At 71.0% G+C, this 23,543-nt stretch carries 15 protein-coding genes; 9 read left to right on the forward strand and 6 right to left on the reverse strand.

All coding sequences use genetic code 11. From position 1 onward, the window contains the following. Positions 1-317: 317 nt before the first annotated feature. The 5 genes from ACFWVE_RS02595 to ACFWVE_RS02615 all read right to left on the reverse strand — a co-directional run bounded on the left by ACFWVE_RS02595 (position 318) and on the right by ACFWVE_RS02615 (position 9,826). Positions 318-2,771: an NACHT domain-containing protein gene (locus ACFWVE_RS02595; RefSeq protein ID WP_384007520.1), complete on the reverse strand. Its 2,454-nt coding sequence runs from the start codon at positions 2,769-2,771 to the stop codon at positions 318-320. 279 nt (positions 2,772-3,050) lie between these two features. Next, on the reverse strand, positions 3,051-5,174 hold the full coding sequence (gene betT, locus ACFWVE_RS02600) for a choline BCCT transporter BetT (protein WP_384007521.1): 2,124 nt from the start codon (positions 5,172-5,174) through the stop codon (positions 3,051-3,053). Positions 5,175-5,368: 194 nt separating this feature from the next. Continuing rightward, a complete protein-coding gene (locus ACFWVE_RS02605) occupies positions 5,369-6,976 on the reverse strand; it encodes a GMC family oxidoreductase (protein WP_384007523.1) in 1,608 nt (535 codons plus the stop codon). A gap of 87 nt (positions 6,977-7,063) precedes the next feature. Beyond that, positions 7,064-8,530, reverse strand: coding sequence for an aldehyde dehydrogenase family protein (locus ACFWVE_RS02610; RefSeq protein ID WP_384007524.1), 1,467 nt, complete (start codon positions 8,528-8,530; stop codon positions 7,064-7,066). 228 nt (positions 8,531-8,758) lie between these two features. Then, entirely contained in the window at positions 8,759-9,826 is a 1,068-nt protein-coding gene (locus tag ACFWVE_RS02615; RefSeq protein ID WP_384007526.1) for an alpha/beta hydrolase, read from the reverse strand. A gap of 480 nt (positions 9,827-10,306) precedes the next feature. Between ACFWVE_RS02615 and ACFWVE_RS02620 the strand changes: the two genes are divergently transcribed. The 9 genes from ACFWVE_RS02620 to ACFWVE_RS02660 all read left to right on the forward strand — a co-directional run bounded on the left by ACFWVE_RS02620 (position 10,307) and on the right by ACFWVE_RS02660 (position 22,045). Beyond that, positions 10,307-11,035: a TNT domain-containing protein gene (locus ACFWVE_RS02620; protein ID WP_384007528.1), complete on the forward strand. Its 729-nt coding sequence runs from the start codon at positions 10,307-10,309 to the stop codon at positions 11,033-11,035. Positions 11,036-11,048: 13 nt separating this feature from the next. After that, positions 11,049-11,324, forward strand: a complete 276-nt coding sequence (locus tag ACFWVE_RS02625) for a hypothetical protein (protein WP_384007529.1) — start codon at positions 11,049-11,051, stop codon at positions 11,322-11,324. Between the two features lie 198 nt (positions 11,325-11,522). After that, entirely contained in the window at positions 11,523-12,485 is a 963-nt protein-coding gene (locus ACFWVE_RS02630; protein WP_384007531.1) for a DUF4232 domain-containing protein, read from the forward strand. Between the two features lie 132 nt (positions 12,486-12,617). Continuing rightward, a complete protein-coding gene (locus tag ACFWVE_RS02635) occupies positions 12,618-12,905 on the forward strand; it encodes a type II toxin-antitoxin system Phd/YefM family antitoxin (protein WP_384007534.1) in 288 nt (95 codons plus the stop codon). Continuing rightward, positions 12,898-13,350: a PIN domain-containing protein gene (locus ACFWVE_RS02640; RefSeq protein ID WP_384007571.1), complete on the forward strand. Its 453-nt coding sequence runs from the start codon at positions 12,898-12,900 to the stop codon at positions 13,348-13,350. The genes ACFWVE_RS02635 and ACFWVE_RS02640 overlap by 8 nt, the downstream gene beginning before the upstream one ends. 84 nt (positions 13,351-13,434) lie before the next feature. Continuing rightward, positions 13,435-13,824: an ImmA/IrrE family metallo-endopeptidase gene (locus tag ACFWVE_RS02645; RefSeq protein ID WP_384007573.1), complete on the forward strand. Its 390-nt coding sequence runs from the start codon at positions 13,435-13,437 to the stop codon at positions 13,822-13,824. Between the two features lie 275 nt (positions 13,825-14,099). Beyond that, positions 14,100-20,006: a hypothetical protein gene (locus tag ACFWVE_RS02650; protein WP_384007536.1), complete on the forward strand. Its 5,907-nt coding sequence runs from the start codon at positions 14,100-14,102 to the stop codon at positions 20,004-20,006. Positions 20,007-20,011: 5 nt separating this feature from the next. Next, on the forward strand, positions 20,012-21,532 hold the full coding sequence (locus ACFWVE_RS02655; protein WP_384007538.1) for a hypothetical protein: 1,521 nt from the start codon (positions 20,012-20,014) through the stop codon (positions 21,530-21,532). Between the two features lie 330 nt (positions 21,533-21,862). Next, positions 21,863-22,045 (forward strand): hypothetical protein, encoded by a 183-nt coding sequence (locus ACFWVE_RS02660; RefSeq protein WP_384007578.1) that lies wholly within the window; start codon positions 21,863-21,865, stop codon positions 22,043-22,045. 114 nt (positions 22,046-22,159) lie between these two features. Here ACFWVE_RS02660 and ACFWVE_RS02665 read toward each other — a convergent pair whose 3' ends face one another. Further along, positions 22,160-23,518, reverse strand: a complete 1,359-nt coding sequence (locus tag ACFWVE_RS02665) for a GH1 family beta-glucosidase (RefSeq protein WP_384007540.1) — start codon at positions 23,516-23,518, stop codon at positions 22,160-22,162. Between the last annotated feature and the right edge of the window lie 25 nt (positions 23,519-23,543).

Below are 23,543 nucleotides of genomic sequence, written 5' to 3' on the forward strand. Positions count from 1 at the left end.
CACGGCCCTTGCTGTGCTCAACCACTGGGCTCGACGCGGAGTTCCGCCGCGTCCTGGAGAGCTGGTGGCGGCAGGCGCGGTCGGTGCGTACGGGTGAGGGTGCGGTGACGAACCGGGTCAGTGGGGCGCGCAGTACGGCCCTCTCGTCCTGGGCGGGGACTTCTCCGGTCCCACCATCACCGCCCACGGCCCGGCCGGGCCCGGTGCGGTGCCCGCTGACACCCACGGACCGACGCGCCCTGCCCCGGACGGGGCGGCGCCTTCCGCCACGGGTGGCTCGCACGGGGACCGAATCGGCGTCGCCGACGGGAATCGGCTCACGTCCTCCCGGCGAGGCGACGCTGCAGTTCGGCGTGGCGGAGCTGGTACGTCGCGCCGACCTGTCGAAGCACTCCCCGCCGGTGTGCGTCCGCGAGGAATGGCATCAGTCGCCATGGCACCTGGCCGCGTAGGGCGAGCCATCCTCGGGCGAGCGTGAACGATCCGTACCTGGCCTGGAGGAAACCCCAGGCCAGGCCGGTGGCCAGCCCGTCGGCCACCCCGGCCAGGGCTCCCCGCCACGGCCCCAGGAGCGATCCGATGACGAAGGAGGCGGCGATGCCGATGGCGAGGCCGCCCGCCATGGCGGTGGTCCAGAACGTGGCGCGGTCCTGGGCCAGTACGGTCCGCGGGTCCGCCGCGGCCGTCGCCTCGGCCGGCTTGGCCTCCAGTCCTGCCCCGAAGGAACCGCCGACGGCACCCACCACGCCCGACAGCAGCCCGTTGAGCAGGCCGGCCTGCAGGGTGACGGCGATCCCGAGGGCGAGACCGCCTCCCAGACCGGTGAGGATGCCGAGCGGTGACCAGCGGAGTCCTCGCGCCGGAAGACGGCTGTGGCCCAGGGTGACTACGCAGGCTGCGGCGACGGCGAACCCGACACTGTTGACCAACGGCGCCGAGTCCCCCATTTCAGGTTCTCCGACGAACGCCCCGACGAAGGACGCCGCGACACCTCCCGCCAGTCCGGCCCGGAAACCGCCGAGGAATCCGGGCACCAGGCCCAGTGCGAGCCCGCTGACGAGGTACCCCGCCGGACTTTCGATCCCGAGCACGGCGCGCATGCCGAGCCCGAACGCGGACCCGAGGAGGCTGCCGATCAGACCTCCTGCCAGCCCGCGGTTGAAACTCCGGTTGGGCGGACTCCACCGGCGGCCCGTCAGCGCCACGGCGACACCGACGATCATGCCGACCCCGAGCCAGGCGCCGAACGGCATCACCACACCGGCCGGCACCGCCACGAGTCCCGCGGCGGCTCCTGCCAGAATCCTCGGCGCCGCGTCGGGGAGATCCCACCATCTGAGGTCGGTGGTGCCCTGCTGACGGTGTTCCAGGTCACGGGCGAGGCAGGTCAGGAAGTGGGCCGCCTCCTCGCGCGTCCAGCTGGGCTTTGATCGTGAAGGCCGGGCCGTCCGGGCCGGAGGCGGGCTCCGGTGCCGCGCGTAGGAGGCGGGGATGAAGGAATCCAGCAGATGCGCCCGGATCGCGGCGGGTGTGGGGAATTGCGAGCGGTCCAGGAGTTCGACCGGATGGCCGACAGGGGCGTGGTGTTCGTCCGGCGCGGGGCCCCGTTCGGGGTCCTGTGCGGGGACGTACGCGGAGTCCTGTGCTGGATCCGACGGGCGGCCGTCCGGTCCGGAGCCGTACCCGGTGCCCTCCACCGCGTCCGGCGAGGGGTTGTAGGCGACGCGGGCCAAGTACGCCATCAGCGGCGTCGTGAGCAACTGGCCCAGGGGATGGGGGTCGTGCCCGGCGGCCAGCGCAGCGAACACCTTTTGCCAGCGGCCTCCGTTGGCCGGTCCGCCGGCGGAGTCCCGAAGGTACGACGCGACGGTGTCCAGGTCCAGCGGCTCGACCTCGACGCCCGCCGCGCCGATCACCCGCGCCTCGGGCCCGCTGCGGGGCCGGACGGTGGCGGCGAAGGGGGCACTGCGTGAGCTGAGGACCATTCCGAGGCCCGGGTGGAGGCTGAGGGTGTCGTTGATCCGGGCGATCGCACGACGGCGGACGCCGTCGGGGATCTCGTCCAGGCCATCCAGCACCAGCATGATCCAGCCTGCGTCCAGGAGTTCCCTTCCCCTGCCGGCTCCCGTACGGCCGGGATCGCCGAGCCACGGATAGTCAATGCCCAGCCGCTGTTCCAGCCACAGGTCCAGTTCCTCCCGGTCCGGGTCCCACGAGGCGAGTGGTACGAGCACGGGCACAGGGTCCCCGGGGCGGCGGCGCACGAGCAGATCCAGCACCAGCCGCACCAGCAGCACGGTCTTGCCGGAACCCGGTTCCCCGAGCACGACCAGGCGACCCGTGGGCACCCGGGCCAGCACCCCCAGCAGCTCGCCGCCGCCCCCGGACAGCGCTTCCGGCCCGGACGCCCAGCCGGACGGCGAGGCCGACGCCCAGCCGATTCCGGTCGTGGCCAGCCGGACCAGCGAACGCCAGGGCTCCATGAGCTCAGGAGCGGCGGGCCGCCACCGGACCGGAAGCGGATACGGATCGTTCAGGCGGCGCAGCGCCGCCTCCTCCCTCCACTGGCGTGTGACGGCGGACGCGAGGTCGTCCGCGGCCCGGGCCAGGTCCGCCTCCCCGGCCGCCCCGGACGGCGGACCGGCGGGAGGGTTGATGGTGACGGGACCGAGGAAGTCCCGCCCCAGGACGACGGGCCCGCCGACCCCCGAGAACTCGTTGTGGGTGTCCCCGTCCCCCGTTCGCTCCTCCCCCTGCGCATCCCGTTCCACGAGCGCCCCCTTTGCCCGAAAGCCCCTGCCGCTCCACGCACCCGCCCGCTGCCCGCCGACCACCGCGCACACGGCCGAAGAGTACGGATCAGGTTACCCAGCCACTCCCAACCCCATGGAACCAACGCACACTTGGCAACCACCCGGGCTCCGTCGGACCGTACGGCCCCGGTGCTGACGGGCTCTCGTACCTCCGGCCCGGCCGCACCCCCGCGGGCAGGGACTCCGGCTGAGTGCCGGCTGCCACGGAGCGTGCCGTGCCGGCCTTGCACGGGGGACCTACTCCGGCAGGTGTGCCTCCGGCGCGTCCGGGCGGTGGTCGGGAAAAGCCGACCCGGCCGCCGCCTCGTGGTGCAGCCGCAGGAACTCCAGGTGCCGCTCGTACTGGTCGAGGCTGTCGGCGATGAGCTGTTCCTTGGTGTAGCCCATCACGTCGTAACCCTGGTTCCCCTCGGCGAGCTGGACCTCGAAGCGTACGTAGGTGTCGTGGGTGCTGACCGACTTGGTGGCGAACGCGGGCGTCGGCAACTCCACGGGCCAGATCCGGTAGACGAACTCGTCGCTCGGGCCGCTCGGTACCCTGAGGCCGACGTGCGCGATGCCGTTGTCCTCGTCGACCCCTTCCAGGAGTTCCGCCTCCGCCCCTTGTTCCCGCAGTTCCTGGACGACCTCCTGGAAGGCGGGGCGGCCCACCTCGTCGACGAACCTGGTGGCCGTCCGCCGGCCGGGGAACGCCATCACCCGCGCCAGCCGGTGCCGCCAGTTCCGGGCCCCCGGCGGGCCCTGCAGCGTGGTGCGCCCGGAGAGCGACGCCGGCAGCGTGGCGGTCAGCGCCTCCGCCCGCATCCGTTCGGTGCGCAGCGCCAGATAGAGCCCCGCCATGATCAGGAACATGACGAAGGAGAAGGGCAGCCCCATGACGATGGTGGCGTCGGTGAGCGCCTGCACACCGCCCACGAGGAGCATGGCGAGGGTGAGCAGCCCTGTCGTCACCGCCCAGAAGATGCGCAGCCACGGGGCCGCGTCGGTCACCGGGGTGGGAAGATCCGCGCTGAGGTTGCCCATGACCAGGGCCCCGGAGTCCGCGGAGGTGACGTACAGCAGCAGCCCGACGAACGTGGCGAGTCCGACGCTGAACAGGGCGCCCGGGTACTGCTCCAGCAGGCCGTAGAAGCCCTGCTCGGGGGCGTTCATGGCCGTTTCGCCGAACGCGGTGTTCCCGTCGCGCACCACGAACAGGGCGCTGTTGCCGAAGACCGCCAGGAAGAGGCCGGTGAAGAGGAACGGGATGATCAGCGTCGCCGCGACGAACTGGCGCAGGGTGCGGCCCCGGGAGATGCGGGCCAGGAACAGTCCGACGAACGGCGCCCAGGCGATCCACCAGGCCCAGAAGAAGAGCGTCCACGCGTCCAGCCACTCGGTGGGCTGGTCGTAGGCGAAGGTGTTCAGGGTCATCGACGGGAAGCGGCTGACGTAGTCCCCGACGTTCTGGACCAGGGCGTTGAGCAACCGGAACGGTTCGCCCACGACCAGGATGAAGAGCATCAGCAGGACGGCCAGAAGGACGTTGAGCTGCGACAGCCGGCGGATGCCCTTGTCCACACCGGAGACCGCGGACACCGTGGCCATCACCACCGCCACGGCGATCAGGCCGATCTGCGCGGGAAGCCCCTCCGGTACGTCGAAGAGGACCTTCAGTCCGTAGTTCAGCTGCACCACGCCGATGCCGAGCGACACGGAGATGCCGAACACGGTGCCGAGGATCGCCGCCAGGTCGACAACGTCACCGATCCGTCCGTGGATCCGGCGGCCGATGATCGGATAGAGCGCGGAGCGGATCGCGAGCGGCAGCCGGTACCGGAAGGCGAAGTAACCGAGTGCCATGCCCATCAGCGCGTACATGGCCCAGCCGGTGATGCCGTAGTGGAACAGGGTCCACACCACCGCCTGCCGGGCGGCCTCGACCGTCTCCGGGTCGCCCTCCGGTGGCGCGAGGTAGTGGCTGACGGGTCCGGCGACCGAGAAGAACATCAGGTCGATGCCGATGCCCGCCGCGAAGAGCATCGCCGCCCATGCGAAGAGGCCGTAGTCGGGCTTGTAGTGCTTGGGCCCCAGCTTGACCGTGCCGTACTTGGAGACGCCGATGAAGACGACGAACGCCAGGTACAGGGTCGCGGCGAGGAAGTAGTACCAGCCGAACCACGAGGAGATCCTGTCGACCGCCACTCCGATGACCGACTCCGCGCCGGAGGGCGTGATGATCGCCCAGATCGAGATCGCGAGGACCAGCACGGCCGACCCGAAGAAGACCACGGGTTTGAGCGTGCCCGTGCCCGTCGTCCCGGCTTCCGCCGTCGGTTCTTCCGGTGCTGTTCCGACGCCCTTGTCTCCTGCAGTCGGCACGGCCGTTTTCCTCCTTGGTCGAGGGTGAGGACGTCGGCTCACGGCGGCCGGCGGCGGCTGCCGCGGCGCGCACGGGGCGCGGGAGACCTCTCGTCGCTGTCCGGACTCGTTGTGGCACGGGTGATGAGGCAGTGTCCCGGTGATGCCGTGTCCCCGTCCAGCACCGGTGGGACGTGTTGACCTCGATCGTCGGTTCAGGAGTGCGTTCCAGGGGTGCGGACGGCTGTGGACGGGTCACCGCCCCCTCCCCCGGCGGGCCCGGGACGGCCGGTGAGCAGGTCGGCGGCGCGTTCGGCGGCGAGCAGGACGGTCACCATGGGGTTGATGGTGGGCATCGTCGGAAACACCGACGCGTCGACGATGCGCACGCCCTCGACACCGCGCAGCCTCAACTCGGGGTCGCAGACGGCCATCGGGTCGTCCGCGGCGCCCATGCGGCAGGTGCCCGCCGGGTGGTAGACGGTGTGCGCCGCGCGGCGCCCGTACTCCGACAGGGCGGCGTCGGAGGTGACGTCCGGGCCGGGCGCGACCTCGCGGACGAGCCAGCTGCTCAGGGGGTCGGTCGCGGCGATCTCTCGGGCGATCTTCAGGCCCTCCACGATGGTGCGTTCGTCGTGGCCCTCGGGATCGGTGAAGTACCGGAAGTCCAGGGCGGGATGCTCGTTCGGGTTGGCGCTGCGCAGCCACATGCGGCCGGTGGAGCGGGCGCGTGGCACGTTCGGCGTCATGCACACCCCGTGTTCCGGAACGGGGTAGCCCAGCCGTTCGGTGTTGACGGTGAACGGCACCTGGTAGAAGTGGAACATCAGGTCCGGGCGCGGCCGGCCGGCCTCCAGGCGCAGGAACAGGCCGGCGTCGGAGTCCATCGCGGAGTTGGGCGGCAGGGGGCCGTCGGTCTCCCAGACGATCACGGACTCGGGGTGGTCCAGCAGGTTCTCCCCCACGCCGGGCAGGTCGGCCCGCACCTTGATGCCCAGGCGGCGCAGGTCGTCGGCCGGGCCGATGCCGGACAGCATCAGCAGCCGCGGGGTGTCGACGGCGCCGGCGCACAGCAGGAGTTCACGCTCGGCGCGCACGGTGGCGGGCTCGCCGTCGGCGCCGCGGACGGCGACGCGGGTCAGCCTCCCCGACTCGTCGTCGAGCAGCCGGTGGGCCCAGGTCTCCAGGAGGAGGGTGAGGTTGGGCCGGTCCAGGACGGGGTGGAGGTAGGCGACGGACGCGGAGGAGCGCAGGTTGCCCTCCGGCTCGTAGGCCAGGGAGAAGAAGCCGGCGCCGTCGGCGAAGGGCTCGGCGTTGAAGTCGTCGACGACGGGGACTCCGGTGGCCCGGGAGGCGGCCGTGACGAAGTCCTTGGCGATGGGATTGCGGTCGGCCTCGGCCACCGGGACGATCCGGGTGAGCAGCCGGTCGCGGTAGGGAAGGATCGTCGCCGGGTCCCAGCCGGTACAGCCGCGGGCCACCCAGTCGTCGAGGTCCTGCGGCAGCGGCAGGAAGCTGATCAGCGTGTTGTGGGAGGAGCAGCCACCGAGGACGCGGGCACGGGAGTGCAGGATGTGGGAGTTGCCGCGCGGCTGCTCGACGGTGGTGTAGCCGTAGTCGAACTCCGAGCCGAGCAGGTTGATCCAGTTGCGCAGGCGCAGGATGCGGTCGTCGCCGACGTCGCTGGGGCCGCCCTCGATGACGCAGACGCGGCAGTCGGGGTCCTCGCTCAGGCGGGCGGCGAGCACACAGCCGGCGGTGCCGCCACCGACGATGACGTAGTCGTAGGCGGACTCGGCGCCGTGCGGGGTGGTGGGGGCCATGGGATGCCTTTCTTCGGCAGCCGTCGGGGGCGGACGGGGGCGGCGGGCTACGGACGGCGGGCGGGGCGGGCGGTGTGCCGCGCCCGGTCAGCCCTTGAACCAGCCGGAGGGCGCGGGGGCCAGGTTCTGGTAGATGTGCTTGGCCTCCTGGTATTCGCGCAACCCGGTGGGGCCCAGCTCGCGCCCGACGCCGGAGCGGCCGAAGCCGCCCCACTCGGCCTGCGGCACGTAGGGGTGGAAGTCGTTGATCCACACGGTGCCGTGCCGCAGCCGCTGGGCGACGCGTTGGGCACGGCTCGCGTCGGAGGTCCACAGGCCGCCGGCCAGGCCGTAGCGGGTGTCGTTGGCCAGTTCCACCGCCTCGTCCTCGGTGCGGAAGCGCTCGACGGTGACGACCGGTCCGAAGACCTCCTCCTGGACGATGCGCATGGACCGGTCGCAGTCGGCGAAGACGGTCGGCAGGAGGAAGAAGCCGCTGCTCAGCGCCGGGTCGTCGGGGCGGGTGCCGCCGGTGACGAGTCGTGCGCCCTCCTCCCGGGCGGCTGCGATGTGACGTTCGACCTTCTCCCGGTGCTCGGCGGAGCTGAGGGGGCCGCTCTCGGTGCCCTCCTCCATGCCGTTGCCGAGGCGGATCGCCCGGGCGCGCCGGGCGAGGGCGTCGACGAACCGGTCGTGCAGGGAGTCCTGGACCAGCAGCCGTGAGCCGGCCGAGCAGACCTGTCCGGAGTGCAGGAAGGCGGCGTCCAGCGCGTAGTCCACGGCGGCGGCGAAGTCGGCGTCCTCGAAGACGATGTTGGGGTTCTTGCCGCCCAGTTCCAGGGCGATGTTCTTCGGCCCCCGGGCGGCGGCGGCCATGATGGCGCGTCCGGTGGCCAGACCGCCGGTGAAGGACACCAGGTCGACCTCGGGGTGGTCCGTCAGGGCGGCGCCGACGGTCGCCCCGGAGCCGAGCACCAGGTTGGCGACGCCGGGAGGTGCGCCGGCCTCCTCGATGAGCCGGATCATGGCGATCGTGGTGAGCGGTGTGGTCTCGCTGGGTTTGAGGACGAAGGTGTTGCCTGCGGCCAGCGCCGGCGCGACCTTCCACGAGGCCTGCAGCAGCGGATAGTTCCAGGGGGCGATGAGCGCGCACACCCCGACGGGCTGGTGGACGACGCGGCTGAGGACGTCCGGGCCGACGTCCACGACCCGGCCGCCGTCCTTGCCCGCGAGTTCGGCGAAGTAGCGGAAGGCGTTCGCCACGTCCTCCACGTCGATGCGGGCCTCGGTCAGCGTCTTGCCGGTGTCGAGGGTCTCGGTGCGGGCGATCTCGTCCCTGTCGCGCAGCAGCAGGCCGTGGACGCGCAGCAGGAGGTCTGCGCGGTGGCGGGTGGGGGCGTTCGCCCACTCCCCCTCGTCGAAGGCACGCCGGGCGGCGCGCACCGCGCGGTCCACGTCGGTGGCGTCCGCCTCGTCGACGGTGGTGACGACGGAGGCGTCGTACGGGTTGACCACCTCCCGCTGCCCGCCGGCCGCGGCCCGTGTCCACTCGCCGTCGATGTACAGCTCGCCCACCGCGGGGCCTCCTTCGCATCCGGCCGGTGCCGATCGGTTCGCCGGTCGGCGACACGGCCCATCGTGCGGTCGGCGGTCGCGGGGCGCACCTCCACGCTCGCGACCGGGTGGTCCGGGTGATTCCTGCGGTGTCATGCCCGGTTCACGTATTACCGCGGGGCGTGGGGAACAGGCGGGGCCGGTCGCGTGTGCCGGCGCCGCGGTGGCCGGCCGCCGGCGGACCGGGGTTCAGCCGTCGACCCGCAGGGCGTCGAGCAGCATCGGCAGGGAGGCGTGCAGCTCGCGTTCCCAGTACGCCCAGCCGTGGGTTCCCGGTCCGTAGAAGTGGGTGGTGACGTGCTTCGCGCCGACGCGTTCCAGCTCGGCGGCGAGGGCGTGGTTCTGCCGGTTGAAGTCGGCCTCGAGCGCGCTGGTGGCGCCCGGCGAATCCAGAGGGCCGGTGGTGCCGTCGCCGCAGGACAGGTAGACGGGGACCGACCTGAGCCGCTCGGCCAGGTGGAACGGGTCGTGGGCCTGCCGGACGCGGCGCTGCGCGACCGGGTCGCCCCAGACGCGCAGCGGGTCGTCGCCCCGGCCGGCGAAGAAGCCCATGACGCGGTCGACCGACTCGTCGTTCAGCAGGGGGTGGGCGGAGCCGGAGTACGCGGCGGCCGCCTTGAACATGCCGGGGTGCCGGGCGGTGTACTGCAGGGCGCCCTGGCCGCCCATCGACAGGCCGGCCACGACACGGTCGGCGCCGGCGCCCCAGTCACGCTCCAGGAGGTGGCGCAGCTCGACGGTGTGGAAGGTCTCCCAGGCCGGGTCGTCGCCCCGGCCGTGGTTCCACCAGTCGCTGTACCAGCCGTTCCAGCCGGCCTCCGGCATCACGACGAGGACGTCGTCGCGCAGGCTGTCGATCCCGGCGACATCGGTGAGGCCGGTCCACGAGGTGTAGTCGCCGCAGCAGCCGTGCAGCAGCCAGAGTGTCGGCCAGTGCTGACGCCGGTCACGGGGGTCCCAGCCGCCTGGGGTGAGGAGCCGGACCTTGACGGTCCGGCCGCCCAGGGCCCGCGATCCCACCGACAGATCGACCTGCCGCTCGGCGACCCGGGTGACCTCGACGACCTCGGCCCCGCCTCGCGGCTTCGCGGAGTGAGCCGTGTCGGCAGTCCCGTTCGCGGCGGCGGTGGGCGCGCCGACGGCGGCGAGTGCCGGTGCGGCGGGGGCGGTCGGGGTGAGGACGATGAGCAGCAGTACGGCGAGGAGGAGCGGGACGCGGGCTCGACGGGGCAGGACGGCGGTCACGTGCGCGATCACGGCGGCTCCCGGTGGTTCGGTTCCTCGCTGCACGAACGGTGCGACCGGGCCGGGAAGGTGCTTGCCGGTCGGGATCGTCGGCCGTGGCCCCGCCTCATGGTGGCACTCCTGCGGACGGCCCGACAGTGCACGACCGCCTGGGGGAGAGCGGTTGTCGTCTCTCTGGTTCCTCGCTCCATCCACTGGTCGGCCGGAAGCAGTTGAGTGACGGGAACGAGCGCCTGCGACGGTGCGGTCGGCCCTTTTCCGCGTCGTCGGCCACGAGAGCGCGTGTCCTTGCCGTCACGCGATCGTTGATCTTCACGTCGAAACGCCGAGCCAGCCGGGACGGCCACCTCCTGACTGCGGAAGCCGGGCGACAACGCCCCGACAGCATCGGCTCCGGTACTCGCCGCCGCCGCTGTTCACCTTGCTACTGCGCGCCCCAGCGGGTGGCCTCGTACGAGCCAGGGCGCCCCGACGAGCACCGGAGTACGACACGTGAAGAACCGCTCACGCGCCGCCCTGTACGCCCTGGCCCTGGCTCTGACCGCCGCGCTGTCCCCGACGACCGCGACCGCCGCCACCCCCACGGCCCCCGCGGCCCCCGCGACCGAGGAGCATCACCGGACGGAACGAACGGCCCTGCGTCCGGCCCTGCGTCCGGCCCCGTGCACCGGCGCGTACCAGGGCGATGCCCGGCTGGGTCCGGAGACCCTGCCCCGCCCCTGGGAGGCCCCGGTGGGACCGCTGCTGAAGAACTACCGGCGCACCGGTGACCTCTCTCCCAGCGCGTTCCTGGCCAAGTACTGGAAGGACGAGGATCCTGCGGGACCGGCGGGGTGGAAGTACCCGCCCAACGACGGATTCTCCGAGGTCAACGGGGAGGTCGACAAGCACGTGGAGGTCCTGGAGCCGGGTGAGGACCTGGACCGCTTCGGTTCCGAGTACGGTTCCTACCTCGCCCCCGCCGGCGACCCCTACGCCAAGCGGTCACTGCCACCGCAGAACCTCAACACCCGCGAGCCGGCCCACCCGTGCGACTACCACCGCTACACCGTCACGCAGCCCTTCGCCGTCTGGCAGGGCGGCATCGCCCCCTGGTTCGAACAGCCCGGCGGCGGACAGCAGATCAAGCTCGACCCCGCCTTCCTCGACCCGGGCGACGGCGAGCGTCTGAACGTCAAATGGCTCCTGGACCACGGCTACCTCGCTCACGCGGCGGGCTGACCAGGGCCTGCCGGTGAACCGCGGCACTCTGCACACCGTCCTGCGCGCCCTGGGCGTGCAGGACGGCCACTACTACATCGAGGGCGTGCACGAGCCCTCTCCCCTGCCGACCGACTTCCTCTACCTGCGCCGTTCCCGCACGGCCCCGGGCATGTGGGAGACCGGCGCCTACGAACGGGGCACCTGGGCGGTCGTCACCCGGCACACGCGGGAGGAGTCGGCCTGCACGCACCTCCTGCGCCTGCTGACCGGAACCGGAAATCCGCCCTCGGGCGGAAGCACCCCGTAGGACGCCTCCACCCGGCCTTGCCCCTGTAGCGGTGCCCCGTCTTGTCCGGGCGTGGATCGAGGGAATAGACGAACCGCGAATGGCCGCTTCCGGAACCGCGTCTCCCCCGCCGCCTCCCCGCCCACTTGTGACGACCCTGTGACCGGAACTGTGACCTTCACCGCACGCACAGGGGTCACGCCTTGATGGGATGGCCGGATGCGAAGACTCGCCAACCTCCGCCCGGCTTCCGCCGTGACCATCCCCTTCCTGTCGGCTCTCGCCGCGACCGCTCTGCTGCTCACGGCCTGTGGGACGGAGCGCGCGGGTGCCGGGAGCACCGGCGCCGACGCGGCCGCGTCGCAGGGAGGCACGCGGATCGACGACCCGGGCAAGGACGGCGTACGGATCACCTCGCTGACCCTCCCGTCGGCCTCACCCTCGCCCACCCGCAGCTACTCCGTCTCCGCCGACAGGCTCACCACGGACTCGGACTCGGGGATCTCTGCCGCCTACGAGGTCACCAACGAGGGCACCGGGACCCTGACCTACTCGATCGTCTTCACCTTCACGAGCGGTGACGGCGGGGCCGTGACCAACCGGACCGGGACCGTGCGCGATGTCGGCCCCGGGCAGACCGTGCGAGGCACGGTCCGAGCCGGGGAGCTGCCGCCCACCGCACCGCGGGTGACGCAGGTCGAGGTGCTCGAAGTGACCAAGGTCCCCGCGGGCGAGGCGCCGGCCGAACCGGGCTCGTGCCCCGCCTCCGGAATCCGGGTCAGCGCCGACGAGGGCGACGCGGCGATGGGGCTGCGCGTCGTGAGCCTGCGCCTCGACAACTGTGGCACGCGTACCTACACCGTCGAGGGCTACCCGCTGCTGGAACTCCTGGACGACGGCCTCGAGCCCGTCGACGGCGTCGAGATCCTCGACGGCAGCGGCGAGATCACCACCGGCGCGGGGCCCGACGAACAGCCCCGGCCCGTCACGCTCGAGCCCGGCGAGTCGGCGACCGCCGGCCTGGTCTGGCGCAACACCACTGAGTTCGGTACGCCGGTGAACGTGCCCCACGTACGGGTCCGGGCGAAGGAGGGTGCCGACCCGGTGACGGTGACCCCGCACCTCGATCTCGGAACCACGGGAAAGCTCGGGGTCAGACCTTGGGAAGAGGCGGAACGCTAGACACCGCCCAACAGATCATGTGACTTTTCGACCGGACGCTCGCTGACCGGGAACGGGGCCGAAAACCTGCGGGACCACTCCGCCGGAAGCGTCCGTCACGCGAGGTTGTAGAACGAGTAGTACGCTGACTTCATGAGTAACGGCGCGGAGGTCCCGCTGAGGGAACTCAATCAGCAGACGTCGCGTGTCCTGGCCCGTGTGGCTGCTGGTGAAACCGTGACGATCACCAAGGACGGAGTGCCCATAGGGGACATCGTTCCCCGAGGGGCCGCGAGGGGCCGTCCCTCATATCCGTTCCGCACCGACCCCATGGGCGAACTGGATATTCCGGACCTCGGCGGCCCGGTGCTCGACGACGACGAGATCGAAGCGACGCTCCGAGGCATGGGCGAGGACACCACCGGTGGATTCCATGAATGACATCCCGGTGCTGATCGGTGACACCAATGCCCTCTACCGCCTGTTCACTCCGAAGGACCCGCGCCACTCGGCTCACCGGGAGGCTCTCGCGCGCACGGGCCACCTCGTGGTGTCGCCCATGGTGCTCAGCGAGCTCGACTGCCTGCTGACCGCTCGGATCGGCGCTCACGCGGCCATGAACGCACTGGACTTCATCGCCGCTCAGGCGGAGGCCCGGCGGTTCGAGATCCCCGACACCACACCTCACCTGAGGAGCGCCATGGCGGTGATGCGCGGGTACGCCGACGCGGACGGCGGAGCAGGAGTGGGGCTGGTGGACGCGATGAACGTGGCCCTGGCGGCTGCCTTCCGGACCACCGATCTGTTCACAACGGACAGCCACTTCCGCATGATGCGACCACTTACCGGGGAGCCCGCCTTCCGGTTGCTTCCCGATGATCTCTGACGCCCTTCCGAGGTGGCCGCAGAAGCCCGTGAACGCCTCCGTCTCGGGCCTGTCCCGGACCTCGCTGAACTCGTGGAGTCGGCGATGGGACTGGATACAGCCGCATTGCGGCGGCCGTCGAGAGGAGGCTCCGGCTTCACGCGTGACCCCAAGCGTGATGTGACGATCTCGGTGGTCAACGCATCGGACGTCCCAGAGCGGCAGCGCTTCTCCCTGGCCCACGGACTGACGCACGCGCTGCTGTCGGACGGAGTGGTCGCACACCGGCTGGACGGCAGACGGACACCGGCCGAGCAGCGGTGTGACGCGTTCGCCCGGCGTCTGCTCGCCCCGGCGGAAGGAGTGCGGCACTGGATGGCATGCCTCTCCGTGGCGGAACCAGGTCGCAAGGATCGCGCCATGGCAACGAGGAAAGAGAGGACGCCTGCACCCTGGACGCCGTCGGGTGCGTCCACTTCGCGGGCGCCGATCTGAACCGGGTGCCCGACACGGCGTTGGGATCCCGGCCGAGCTGACACCGGAGCTCTGGTAGCCCTTCCCGTCGATCGAACCGTGCCGAGAACCCAGCCGCGGCATGGGAAGATTGCATGTCTGAAGTGCCTTGCCAATCGTGTGTGCTGGAAGCCCAGAGAACTCCTGTCGCAGCAGGTCGCAAGGCGCTTCCTCGATCGCAAGGGGGGCGCGATCGGACATCACCCGGCGGATCCGGGCTGAGGTGCGTGCCAGACGCATGGCAAGGGGGCTTTACGGTGTCTTCGGTTTCGTCGTTCCGGCAATGGCTGCAGGAGACGCCTGACCTGGTGCTCTCGTTGTTCCGACACATCGAGAAGGCGCATGGTCCGGCCGCCCTGCAGTACGACGGTGGTCCGGCGACCGCGAAGCTGCGCAGGACGTCCGGTGCCCGAATGTGGGTCACCCGAGCACCAGAGCGGCTCCTGCTCAACATCTGCGGGTGCGGTACGAGGCTCGCCAACTCGCGGCTGTGCGAGCTGGGGTACGAGGACCCGACCCAGGATCCCGATCTCGAACAGCTCACGCGAATGCTGAAGGACCTGCCGCCGGATCTGGCCCAACTCATGCTCCACGGTCTTTCCCTCTCCTGCGACACCCCTGCCCACCAATTCGTGCACAGCCACGCGGAAGAGCTCCTGGAGGCCGCGATGAGCGATGCCGCTCCTCTCACGGAAGCCGACTACAAGCGGCTGTCCTGTGCGAACCCGGTCCTGAAGGACACCGACGAGGCGGCCCGATCGGCATCCGCCGGTGAGACGGCCGTTCCTCGAGAAGAGTACGGAAACGAGGCCGTGGTGGAACTGGACGCCGACGGGATCGAGCTGGAGATCGTACGGCTGAACGAAGCTGGAGCGGCGCTGGCCGGCGGGCTGGAGGCCTTCGCCGCGACAGTCCGCGAGGGGCGGCTGGCCGACGGCCGAGAGCTCTTGCGCGACACCGTGTCGTGGGTTCGGGAACGTCGAGCTCTGGACCGTGCCTTCGCGGCCTCCGGCGCGAAGGAGGCGTGGGGCGACGACCAGGACTGGTCCGCAGCTCGGACACTCGTCGAGCGGCTGCGGGAGGAGCAAAGCCGTCGGCAGGAGGCCGACCGGGAGATCGAGGCGACCGCGCAGGCGCTGGACGAGGTCCGGACCATGTTCGACATGGTCACGAACGATCTGGTGCGGGAGAATCTCCGTGGCCAGATCGCGCAGTTCGAGCAGCGCCTCCGAGAGCTCCACAAAAACGCGTCGGGCGCCGAGGCCACGCAGTCCACCGGCAGCGAGACCGGTGACCCCGGCGACGGGACGGAGACGGGGCCCGAGAGCGAGCCGGAGTCCGGCCCAGAACCACAACCGGTCAGCTCCGCCTTCGAAGAGGCTCCTGAAACACCCGAACCCGAGGCCACTCACGAGGACGGCGCCGAGGCGCCGTCCGTCACGGCGGGAGAGGCCGGGCCTGTCGTCCAAGAGGTGTCCGGCTCCATCACGCAAGCGGAGCCGGCGGAAACACCGGGTGGGCGCCAGGAACGGGAAGTGGCCCAGTCCGAGGAGATCGTGCCCAGCGGCGGCGTTGTCGCAGTGGCCGAGACCGGCGAACCCACGCCGGCGCACGAGGCGTCGCGGTCCGGAGTCGAGCAGCCCGCCGAGCCGTCCGCCGACGCTCCGGCGGAGGAGGCGACGCCGGCGGCTCACGCCCCGGCCGCTGTGCAGGTCCCGCGACGCCCGGCCGATCCCCAGGAGACGGCGACGGACGAGCCCGCCACTCCCGCCGCCCCCGCCACGTCGGACGTCTGGTCGGGCGCTCCCTCCCCGGTGGAGACTCTCATCGCCGAGGGCCGGCTGGCCGAGTCCTACTGGTTGACCCGCGCCGCCGACGCCCCTGCTCACCGCACCCTCGCGCTCGCGTTCGCGGACGCCGCCTTCCACACGTCTCCGGCCGAGGCTTCCGACCTCCAGGTGCAGGCAGAGGAGCTCATCGAGGCGGTGGACGACGGGCCTTCCTGGGACGACGACCGAGACGCCTACATGGTCCTGCTGACCGCGGCCATCCGCAGCGGCCTGTCGGCACACTGGGCCAACAGCGTCCTGACCGACTTCACGTCGATGCCGGGCGTACCCGAGCCGTGGGCACCGGTGATGGACGAGTTGGTGCACGCGGTACGGCAGTCCACCGGGATACAGCCGGGCGACCTGGGCAAGCCGACGGCGACGCCGGTCACGGACCGGCGGGAGGAGATCGGCGACCGGGCACGACAGCTCGCACTGGATCTGCCGCTGCGCACCATCAAGCTCCAGCGCGGCACGATCGTCCTGCAGGCCCTCGCCGCGCCCGACGGCCGGCTGGGACACACCTTGAAGCTGATCCAGGGTTGGGCTGAGGAGCGGGTCGAGGCGGAGGAACTCACCAAGGAGATGGAGGAGCACTACAAGCGCTCCGACGCCGCCGACCGGATCATCGACACCACCGATCGGGCCAAACGAACGCCCAAACAGTCGAAGAGCGCCATCCACTCGGCGGCCCGTGAACAGCTCCGCACCCATATCAAGACCGTTCGGGACCTGCTGACTACGGCTCTGCGCATCGCCTCGTCCCCACACCCGCCCGGTGGTCGTGACATCGGCCGGGATCTGATGCGGGCGATCGCGGACGCACGTCAGGCCGAACCGCTGCCCGGCGTGGGCGGAGCCCTCCTCGCGCTGCTGCTGCGCTGGCTCGACGGCTCCTACGTCCCCGAGCCGCGCGACACGGGCTTCCGGCCGCCCGCCGAAGGCCTGTTGCATCTGCCCGATCTGCACTGGCACGTCCACGAGGAACAGGACGAACCCGACCTCGAACATCCGGACGCGCTCGGGGCGCTGCTGGGCCTGCTCGGCCCGGCCGACCCCGCTGTCGCGCTGCGGTGCCACCGGGACGCGGGCGACCTCCATCTCGCCGGCCGTCTGCTCGAGCGTCTTGAGCACGGGCAAATCGTCGGCGCCGCCATGTCGACCGCAGAGCTCGCCGAGTGGCGGCAGCGTATCGCCGACGCGGCCGTCACCTGGGGTCGCAAATGCGCTGAGGAACACCGAAGCGCCCAGTTGATCCTCGCCCAGATCCGGGTGCAGAACCTGCTGAAGCCCGAGGAGGAGCACGACTTCACCGCCCGGCTCCTCGACCTGGAGGGCGACGGCCACGGCGACCGCTTCGGGGAGCGCTTCCGCACCGTCGCCGCTATCGGCCACGACCTGCGCAGCCTGGAGCAGCAGCAGACCGAGAGGCTCTACCGCCAGCTCGAGGCCGCTCACCTGCCCGATGCCGAGTACCGGCGCATCCACCGGTTGCTGGACGGCGGCAAGACGGTCGCCGCCGAAGAGCTCCTGTCGTTCGCCCGCCGCGGTGAGGCCCTGCCTGCCCCTGCCGAACCGGCCGGAGAGGAGCTGGCCCGCTTCCTGAAGGGCGTCGCCCATTCCAAGGCTCCCCAGCCCACCCGACGCGGCGTCAGTGCCCGCTGGTGGGCCCAGCACTACGCGGGGGACGACTCGCTGGTGCAGAACGCGGTCGCCGGACTCGACTCATGGGAAGGGCTGATCCGCGAACGGGACCAGCGGAAGATCCACGGCTTGGTCAAAAGCGTCCTGCGCCTGCTCGGCCTGACCGTGAACGATGCCAACGTCGAGGAGGCCCGACACGGCGTCACCCGGCTCAGCGTGCGCGCCGACATCACCGAAAGCACCCCCGGCTATGTCGCCGCCCTCGGTTCCCAGGCACGCCGCATGTACAAGGTCGTCGTCATCGCTGACGAACTGCGGGGCGAGGGCCCGCTGCGTCACCTTCCCGAATCGGCCATCGGCGCCAACCTGATCCTCTACCTGCAGCCCCTCGGCACAGAAGGACGCCGCCAACTCGCGCTCGCCTCCCGCAACCGCGGCCAGCAGGCCCTGGTCGTCGACCCGGCCGTCGTCGGCTGGGTCGCCGCCCGCGCCCCGCGCTCGTTCAGGGTGACGCAACGCGTCACCCTGCCCTGGACCGGCTACACCCCCTACACCCCGCACGTCGCAGGGCTCGTTCCGCCGGAGGTCTTCAAAGGCCGCGCCGAGGAGATGCGGGAGATCCTCAGCCCCGACGGGTCCGTCTTTCTCTTCGGCGGTCGCCAGCTCGGCAAGTCGTCCCTTCTGCGGCAAGCGGTCGAGGTATTCCAGAAGGCCGACTCTAACCACCACATCGCCGTCTACATGGACCTCCTCAAGGCCGACATCGGGCATGCCGAACCCCCGGAGGGCATCTGGCGGGTCCTGCTGGCCGAGCTGAAGCGCCGGGGCGTCATCGGGGCGAACGTCTCCGACCGTGCCGCCGGCGTCGACGTGATCACCGACGCGGTCCAGCAGTGGATCGAGGCCGAGTCCGGCCGCCGTGTCCTTCTGCTCGCGGACGAGGCCGACGCCTTCCTCACCGCTGACGCCCAGGCCGTCTACACCGGTGGCGGCCAGTCGACCTTCCGCACCGTCAAAGGGCTCCAGCGCTTGATGGAGACCACCAACCGGTCGTTCAAGGTCGTCTTCGCCGGTCTGCACCAGGTTCAGCGTTTCAATCACCTCACCAACGTGGTCACCGCGCACGGTGGGCCGGGCATCCTTGTCGGTCCGCTCAAGCCGCAGGCCGCAGTCGGGCTCGTCGAGGAGCCCCTGGCCGCTGTCGGCCTCACCTTCGAGACTCCCGACCTGGTCTGGCACATCCTCGGCGTCACCAACTACCAGGCCAACCTGGTGCAGATCTTCTGCGACCACCTCGTCGCTTACATGCAGCAGCGCGCCATGCCCCCCAGCGGCCAACACGCCCCCATCACCTGGGGTGACGTCCAAGCGGTCGCGAACCTGGAGCGGGTCCGCGAGCTCATCGCGGAACGCCTGCGCTACACCATCAATCTGGAGGACCGCTACCGCGTACTCACGCTCCTGGTCGCCCTGCGCAGCCTCGAGCACGGTTACGCGCACGCGTCCCGGCCCAGCGAGTTGCTGGAGGCCGCCCACGAGATCTGGGAAGAGGGTTTCCCCCTCAACAGCGAACGTCAGCTGACCATCTTCCTGGATGAGATGGTCGGTCTGGGTCTGCTCATCCGGGTGCCCGGCGAGGAACGCGCCTACGCGATGCGCAGCCCCAACGTCGTCAACATGCTGGGCACCCGAAACGAGCTTCAGAGCGAGCTGAATGACACCGAGTTCGACCTGCCCTACGACTACAACCCGCGCGCCGCCCGTCGCTCCATCGACACCCGGGGCCGCGTCCAGCGAAGGAGCCCGCTCACCGAGGGCCAGCTCAGCGACATGCTCGGCCACCCCACCCGCACCACGTTCGTGCCCTGCACCCGGGCGCTCGGCGACGGCCACGTCGAACACGGGCTGCGCTCGTACGGAGAGGGGTACGGCCTCGACATCATCAGCGTCGGACCTGACGACAACCTCACCGACGTGATCACCGCCAACTCACGCCGCAAGGGCTCCCGGCTCCTCTTCGTGGACCTGCGCGGCCGGAACGCCGACCAGGTCAGGGAGGCCGCCGAGCGACTCGTCAAGCACACCGGTGGCCCAGCACCCGACACTGACGCGGCTCCCGGCGCGCCCCGCCGGTACGCCGTGGTCCTCTGCTCGCCGGAGGCCACGGTGGAAGCGGAGAAGGCAGGAGCCGGCCTCGTCCTGCCGCAGCGGTGGACCGTCGACAGTGTGCGCGCCTGGCCGGAGTCGCCCTTCGGTTCCCCGCAGGAGCGACGTGGCCTCATGGAATCCACCGGGGGATGGCCCGGCCTGGTCGAGACCGCAATGCACAACGTGCGCTCCGGCATGCGGCAGAAGGAGGTCCTTCAGGGCCTGCGCGAGCGTTTGGAAGCCCCCGATGCTGCGGCAGCCCACCTGAAGGCGGTCGGTTTCACTCCCGCCGACGTCTCCCGCCTTACGGCTTGGGCCCAGTTCTACAGCGACGAGGAGTACGCGGGCGGCAAGGCCGTCATGACTCCGGGCGACATCGCCGCCGCGTTCTTCGACAAGAGCGACGACGACTCCCTTGAGGCCGCCGAGCATCTTCTGAAGCGCCTCGACGGCCTCGCGGTCCTCGACCCCAACAGGCCCGGAGGTGTCCGTCTCGACCCGGTCACCTTCAGGGCGCTGAAGACGATCGAGCCCCCGCAGTGAACTCCGTGAACTCTGGTGCTGCGGAGTCCGCAGCACCAGGGTCCTCCGCACCGGAGCCGGTCGCCGCCGGGACCGACCGGCAGGTCATGGACGAGGACCTTGCCAGGCTCCCCGGCCCTCGTCGGCACCTCGACGTGCTCGAGGCGGACCTGCGGGCCGGCCGCAGTTGCGTCTGGTACTTCCCCGACCCCGTCGTGGGATCCGGCCGCGCCGACTTCTTCGTACGCGAGCTCACCCACCGTCTCGAGGCGGTGGTCCCCGTTCCCGGCCTCGTCTCCCTCGCCGACCGCTACGCAGGCCCGGCGTCCTTGCCCGCACAGCGCGCACCGATCGCCGAGCCGCATGAACCCTGGGCGGACACGGGCTATGGGTGGGACACGGACCTGTCCGACGACCCCTACAGCAGCCTCCTGAGCCGGCTCGCCGCGCCCAGTGGCACCATCCGAACCAGCGTCGCTCCGGCTGCCCCCGTGCCGACCACGACGCTGGAGGAACGCCTCGCCAAGGAACTCGGCGTCACGGGTGATCCCGTAGAGGCCCTCGCCGAACAAGCCTCCGTCGGCCAAGCGCCCCACGTGGTCGTCGTGCGCTGCTGGGACGAGACCTTCCCCGAAGAGGCCGCCCGACTCCTCCGCGTCGCTCAGGCCACCTTCCACGAAGCTGGACTGCCCGGTTATGCGTGGCCGCGCCTCCTCCTTACCGCCCGGGCCGACGACCTGCCCCGAACCATGCTCAGCAGCCAGGGCCGCGCCGCTGTCCACTGGTGGTGGAAAGTCTGGACCCGTCTCGACACCGAGGTCCTCATGGCTTGGCATTCCCGCTCAGGAACCGCGGACGCCGCCGGCGCGCTCTTCCGCCGTGTCACTGACGCCGTCGTCGCCGAAGTCTGCGGCCCCGACATCGACCGAGCCCTCGCCCTCCGCGACGCCTGGGACAGCGGCGGCCTCGGCACACTCCGCCGCCTCCTCGGTCAAGTCCTGCCCGAACACCCCATCGGACCCGCTGAATCCGTTCCGCCCAGACGTTTGTCGACCGCTCACGCCTCCACTCCCGGCGCTGAGATCCACGACGCCTGGGCCCGCGGTGCCGTCGACAGCTGGGACGGACGCATCCACTCCGTCCACGGCCACTCCCTCCTGGACTCCAACGCCCAGGAACTGCGAGTCCTCGTCTGCCACGCCCAGAACCGTGTTCTCCTCCCCCTCATCGAGGAAGCCCGCACCGCCCTGATCCGCCTCGTGCCCGGAATGCTGCGCAAACAGCGCTTCACCCTCCGGGATTTCTGCGAGAAGGCCCGCTCCCAGCACTGGAGGAACGCCGAGGACGCCGCCGTGCCCGATCTCGAAGAACTCGAGCTCGGCGGCCTTTCTCACGCCGCCTACATGCTCGCCCTGACCACCGCGCAACGTCACCGCCTGCGCACCTTGCACACAGCCCGCAACACCCTCTCCCACCGGACTCCTCTGGACCATGATGAGCTCGTGGTCCTGACGGGGGTACTGACCACGGACTGGACCGCAGGCTGACCCTTCTCCGACAGCCCTGGCTGAGAGGGGATGCCTGGTGTGGATCGATCCGGAGAACCCTCTGGTCGAAGAGGCACCGTACGGACTTGTCCTCCCTGACCACCGGTGGTCACTTCGACAGGGCCGGGGGCACACTGCGGAGCGACTCCCAAAATTCCGACATCTGGACGGTGGATGTCTGGTGGTCCACCTGGGGACCCGCGCGAATGAGTCCTCGCCAACCGGTCACGGCCCCAGAGGCACCCAGCGTGATTGAGGCGGATCAACACCGTTCACCGGGCCCTGTCTCACATTCGGTGTGACGGAGCGTGCTGGTTCTTCGTTGACACGGTGGCCGTACGGCACCTGCTGGCGTACTTCCTGACCCGGCAGGGCCGCCACGACGCCGCGTTGGAGCAGTTCCGGCTGGCCGACGGCTATGTGGACGCCCTGCCGTGGAGGTACTGGAGCGGTCCCGCCGCCGTCTACTGCCGCTGGCGGGACCGGGCGATCAGGGGCTCGGGCCGGGTCTGACCGCAGGCGGCAACAGGATCGTCCGGGGCGGGCTCCGGGAGGCCGGACGGAGGCCTTGGCACAGTCTCCGCCGCCCTGTCTCGGTCCGGCCCTTGCTCCACGCCGGGGCGGCCCCTACGCGGCCCGCCGGGCTTCGCCCCCGTGGCAGCGGACGATGTCCGCGTACCGGTGGCCGGAGCCCTTGATGGTGCGGGTCTGGGTGGCGTAGTCGACGTGGACGAGGCCGAAGCGCTTGTCGTAGCCGTAGGCCCACTCGAAGTTGTCCAGCAGCGACCAGGCGAAGTAGCCGGCCAGCGGGGCGCCCTTGCGGGCGGCGGAGGCGCAGGCGGCGAGGTGCCGCTCCAGGTAGTCCTGGCGCTCCGGGTCGTCGATCGTGCCGTCGGGGCGGACCACGTCCGGGAAGGCGGAGCCGTTCTCCGTGACGTAGAGCTTGCGGGCGCCGTACTCGTTCGTCAGGCGGAGGAGCAGTGTCTCGATGCCGCTCGCGTCGATCTCCCAGTCCATGCCGGTGCGCGGGACGTCGGCGCGGCGTACGAACGCGGCGTGCGGGGCGGGGCCGTTCGGGTCGGCGGCCACCACCTGGGGGAAGTAGTAGTTGAGGCCGAGCCAGTCCAGCGGGGCGGCGATGGTCTCCAGGTCTCCCGGCTGCTCAGGGAGTTCGACGCCGTAGACCTCGCGCATGTCGTCCGGGAAGCCGCGGCCGTGGACGGGGTCGAGCCACCAGCGGTTGGTGTGGCCGTCCATGCGGGCGGCGGCGGCCAGATCCTCCGGGCTGTCGGTGGCGGCGTGGATCGTGGAGAGGTTGTTGACGATGCCCACCTGGGCGTCCGGGGCTGCGGCGCGGATGGCCCGGGCCGCGAGGCCGTGGCCGAGGAGCAGGTGGTAGGAGGCTCGGACGGCTGCCGTGAGGTCGGTCAGGCCGGGCGCCATCGTGCCTTCCAGGTGGCCGATCCAGGCCGAGCACAACGGCTCGTTGAGGGTCGCCCAGTGGTGCACCCGGTCCCCGAGGCGTTCGGCGACCGCCGAGGCGTACGCGGCGAAGTGCTCGGCGGTGTCGCGCTCCGGCCAGCCGCCGCGGTCCTGGAGCACCTGCGGCAGGTCCCAGTGGTAGAGGGTGACCGACGGGGTGATGCCCGCCTCGAGCAGGCCGTCGGTCAACCGGTCGTAGAAGTCGAGGCCCTTGGCGTTGACCGGGCCGTCACCGCCGGGGACGACCCGCGGCCAGGCGAGGGACAGGCGGTAGGCGTTGGTGCCGAGGCGGCGCATCAGGCCGATGTCCTCGCGCCAGCGGTGGTAGTGGTCGCAGGCGATGTCGCCGTGGTCGCCGCCGTCGATGGTGCCGGGGGTGTGCGAGAAGGTGTCCCAGATCGACGGCGAACGGCCGTCCTCGGCCACGGCTCCCTCGATCTGGTACGCCGAGGTGGCCGTGCCCCACAGGAAGTCCTCGGGGAGGGCGGCATAGTCGATGGCCACGGAAGTCCTTTCAGACGCGGGGAGG

Origin of the sequence: Streptomyces sp. NPDC058632, assembly GCF_042717095.1 — a bacterium.
Taxonomy (GTDB): Bacteria; Actinomycetota; Actinomycetes; order Streptomycetales; family Streptomycetaceae; genus Streptomyces.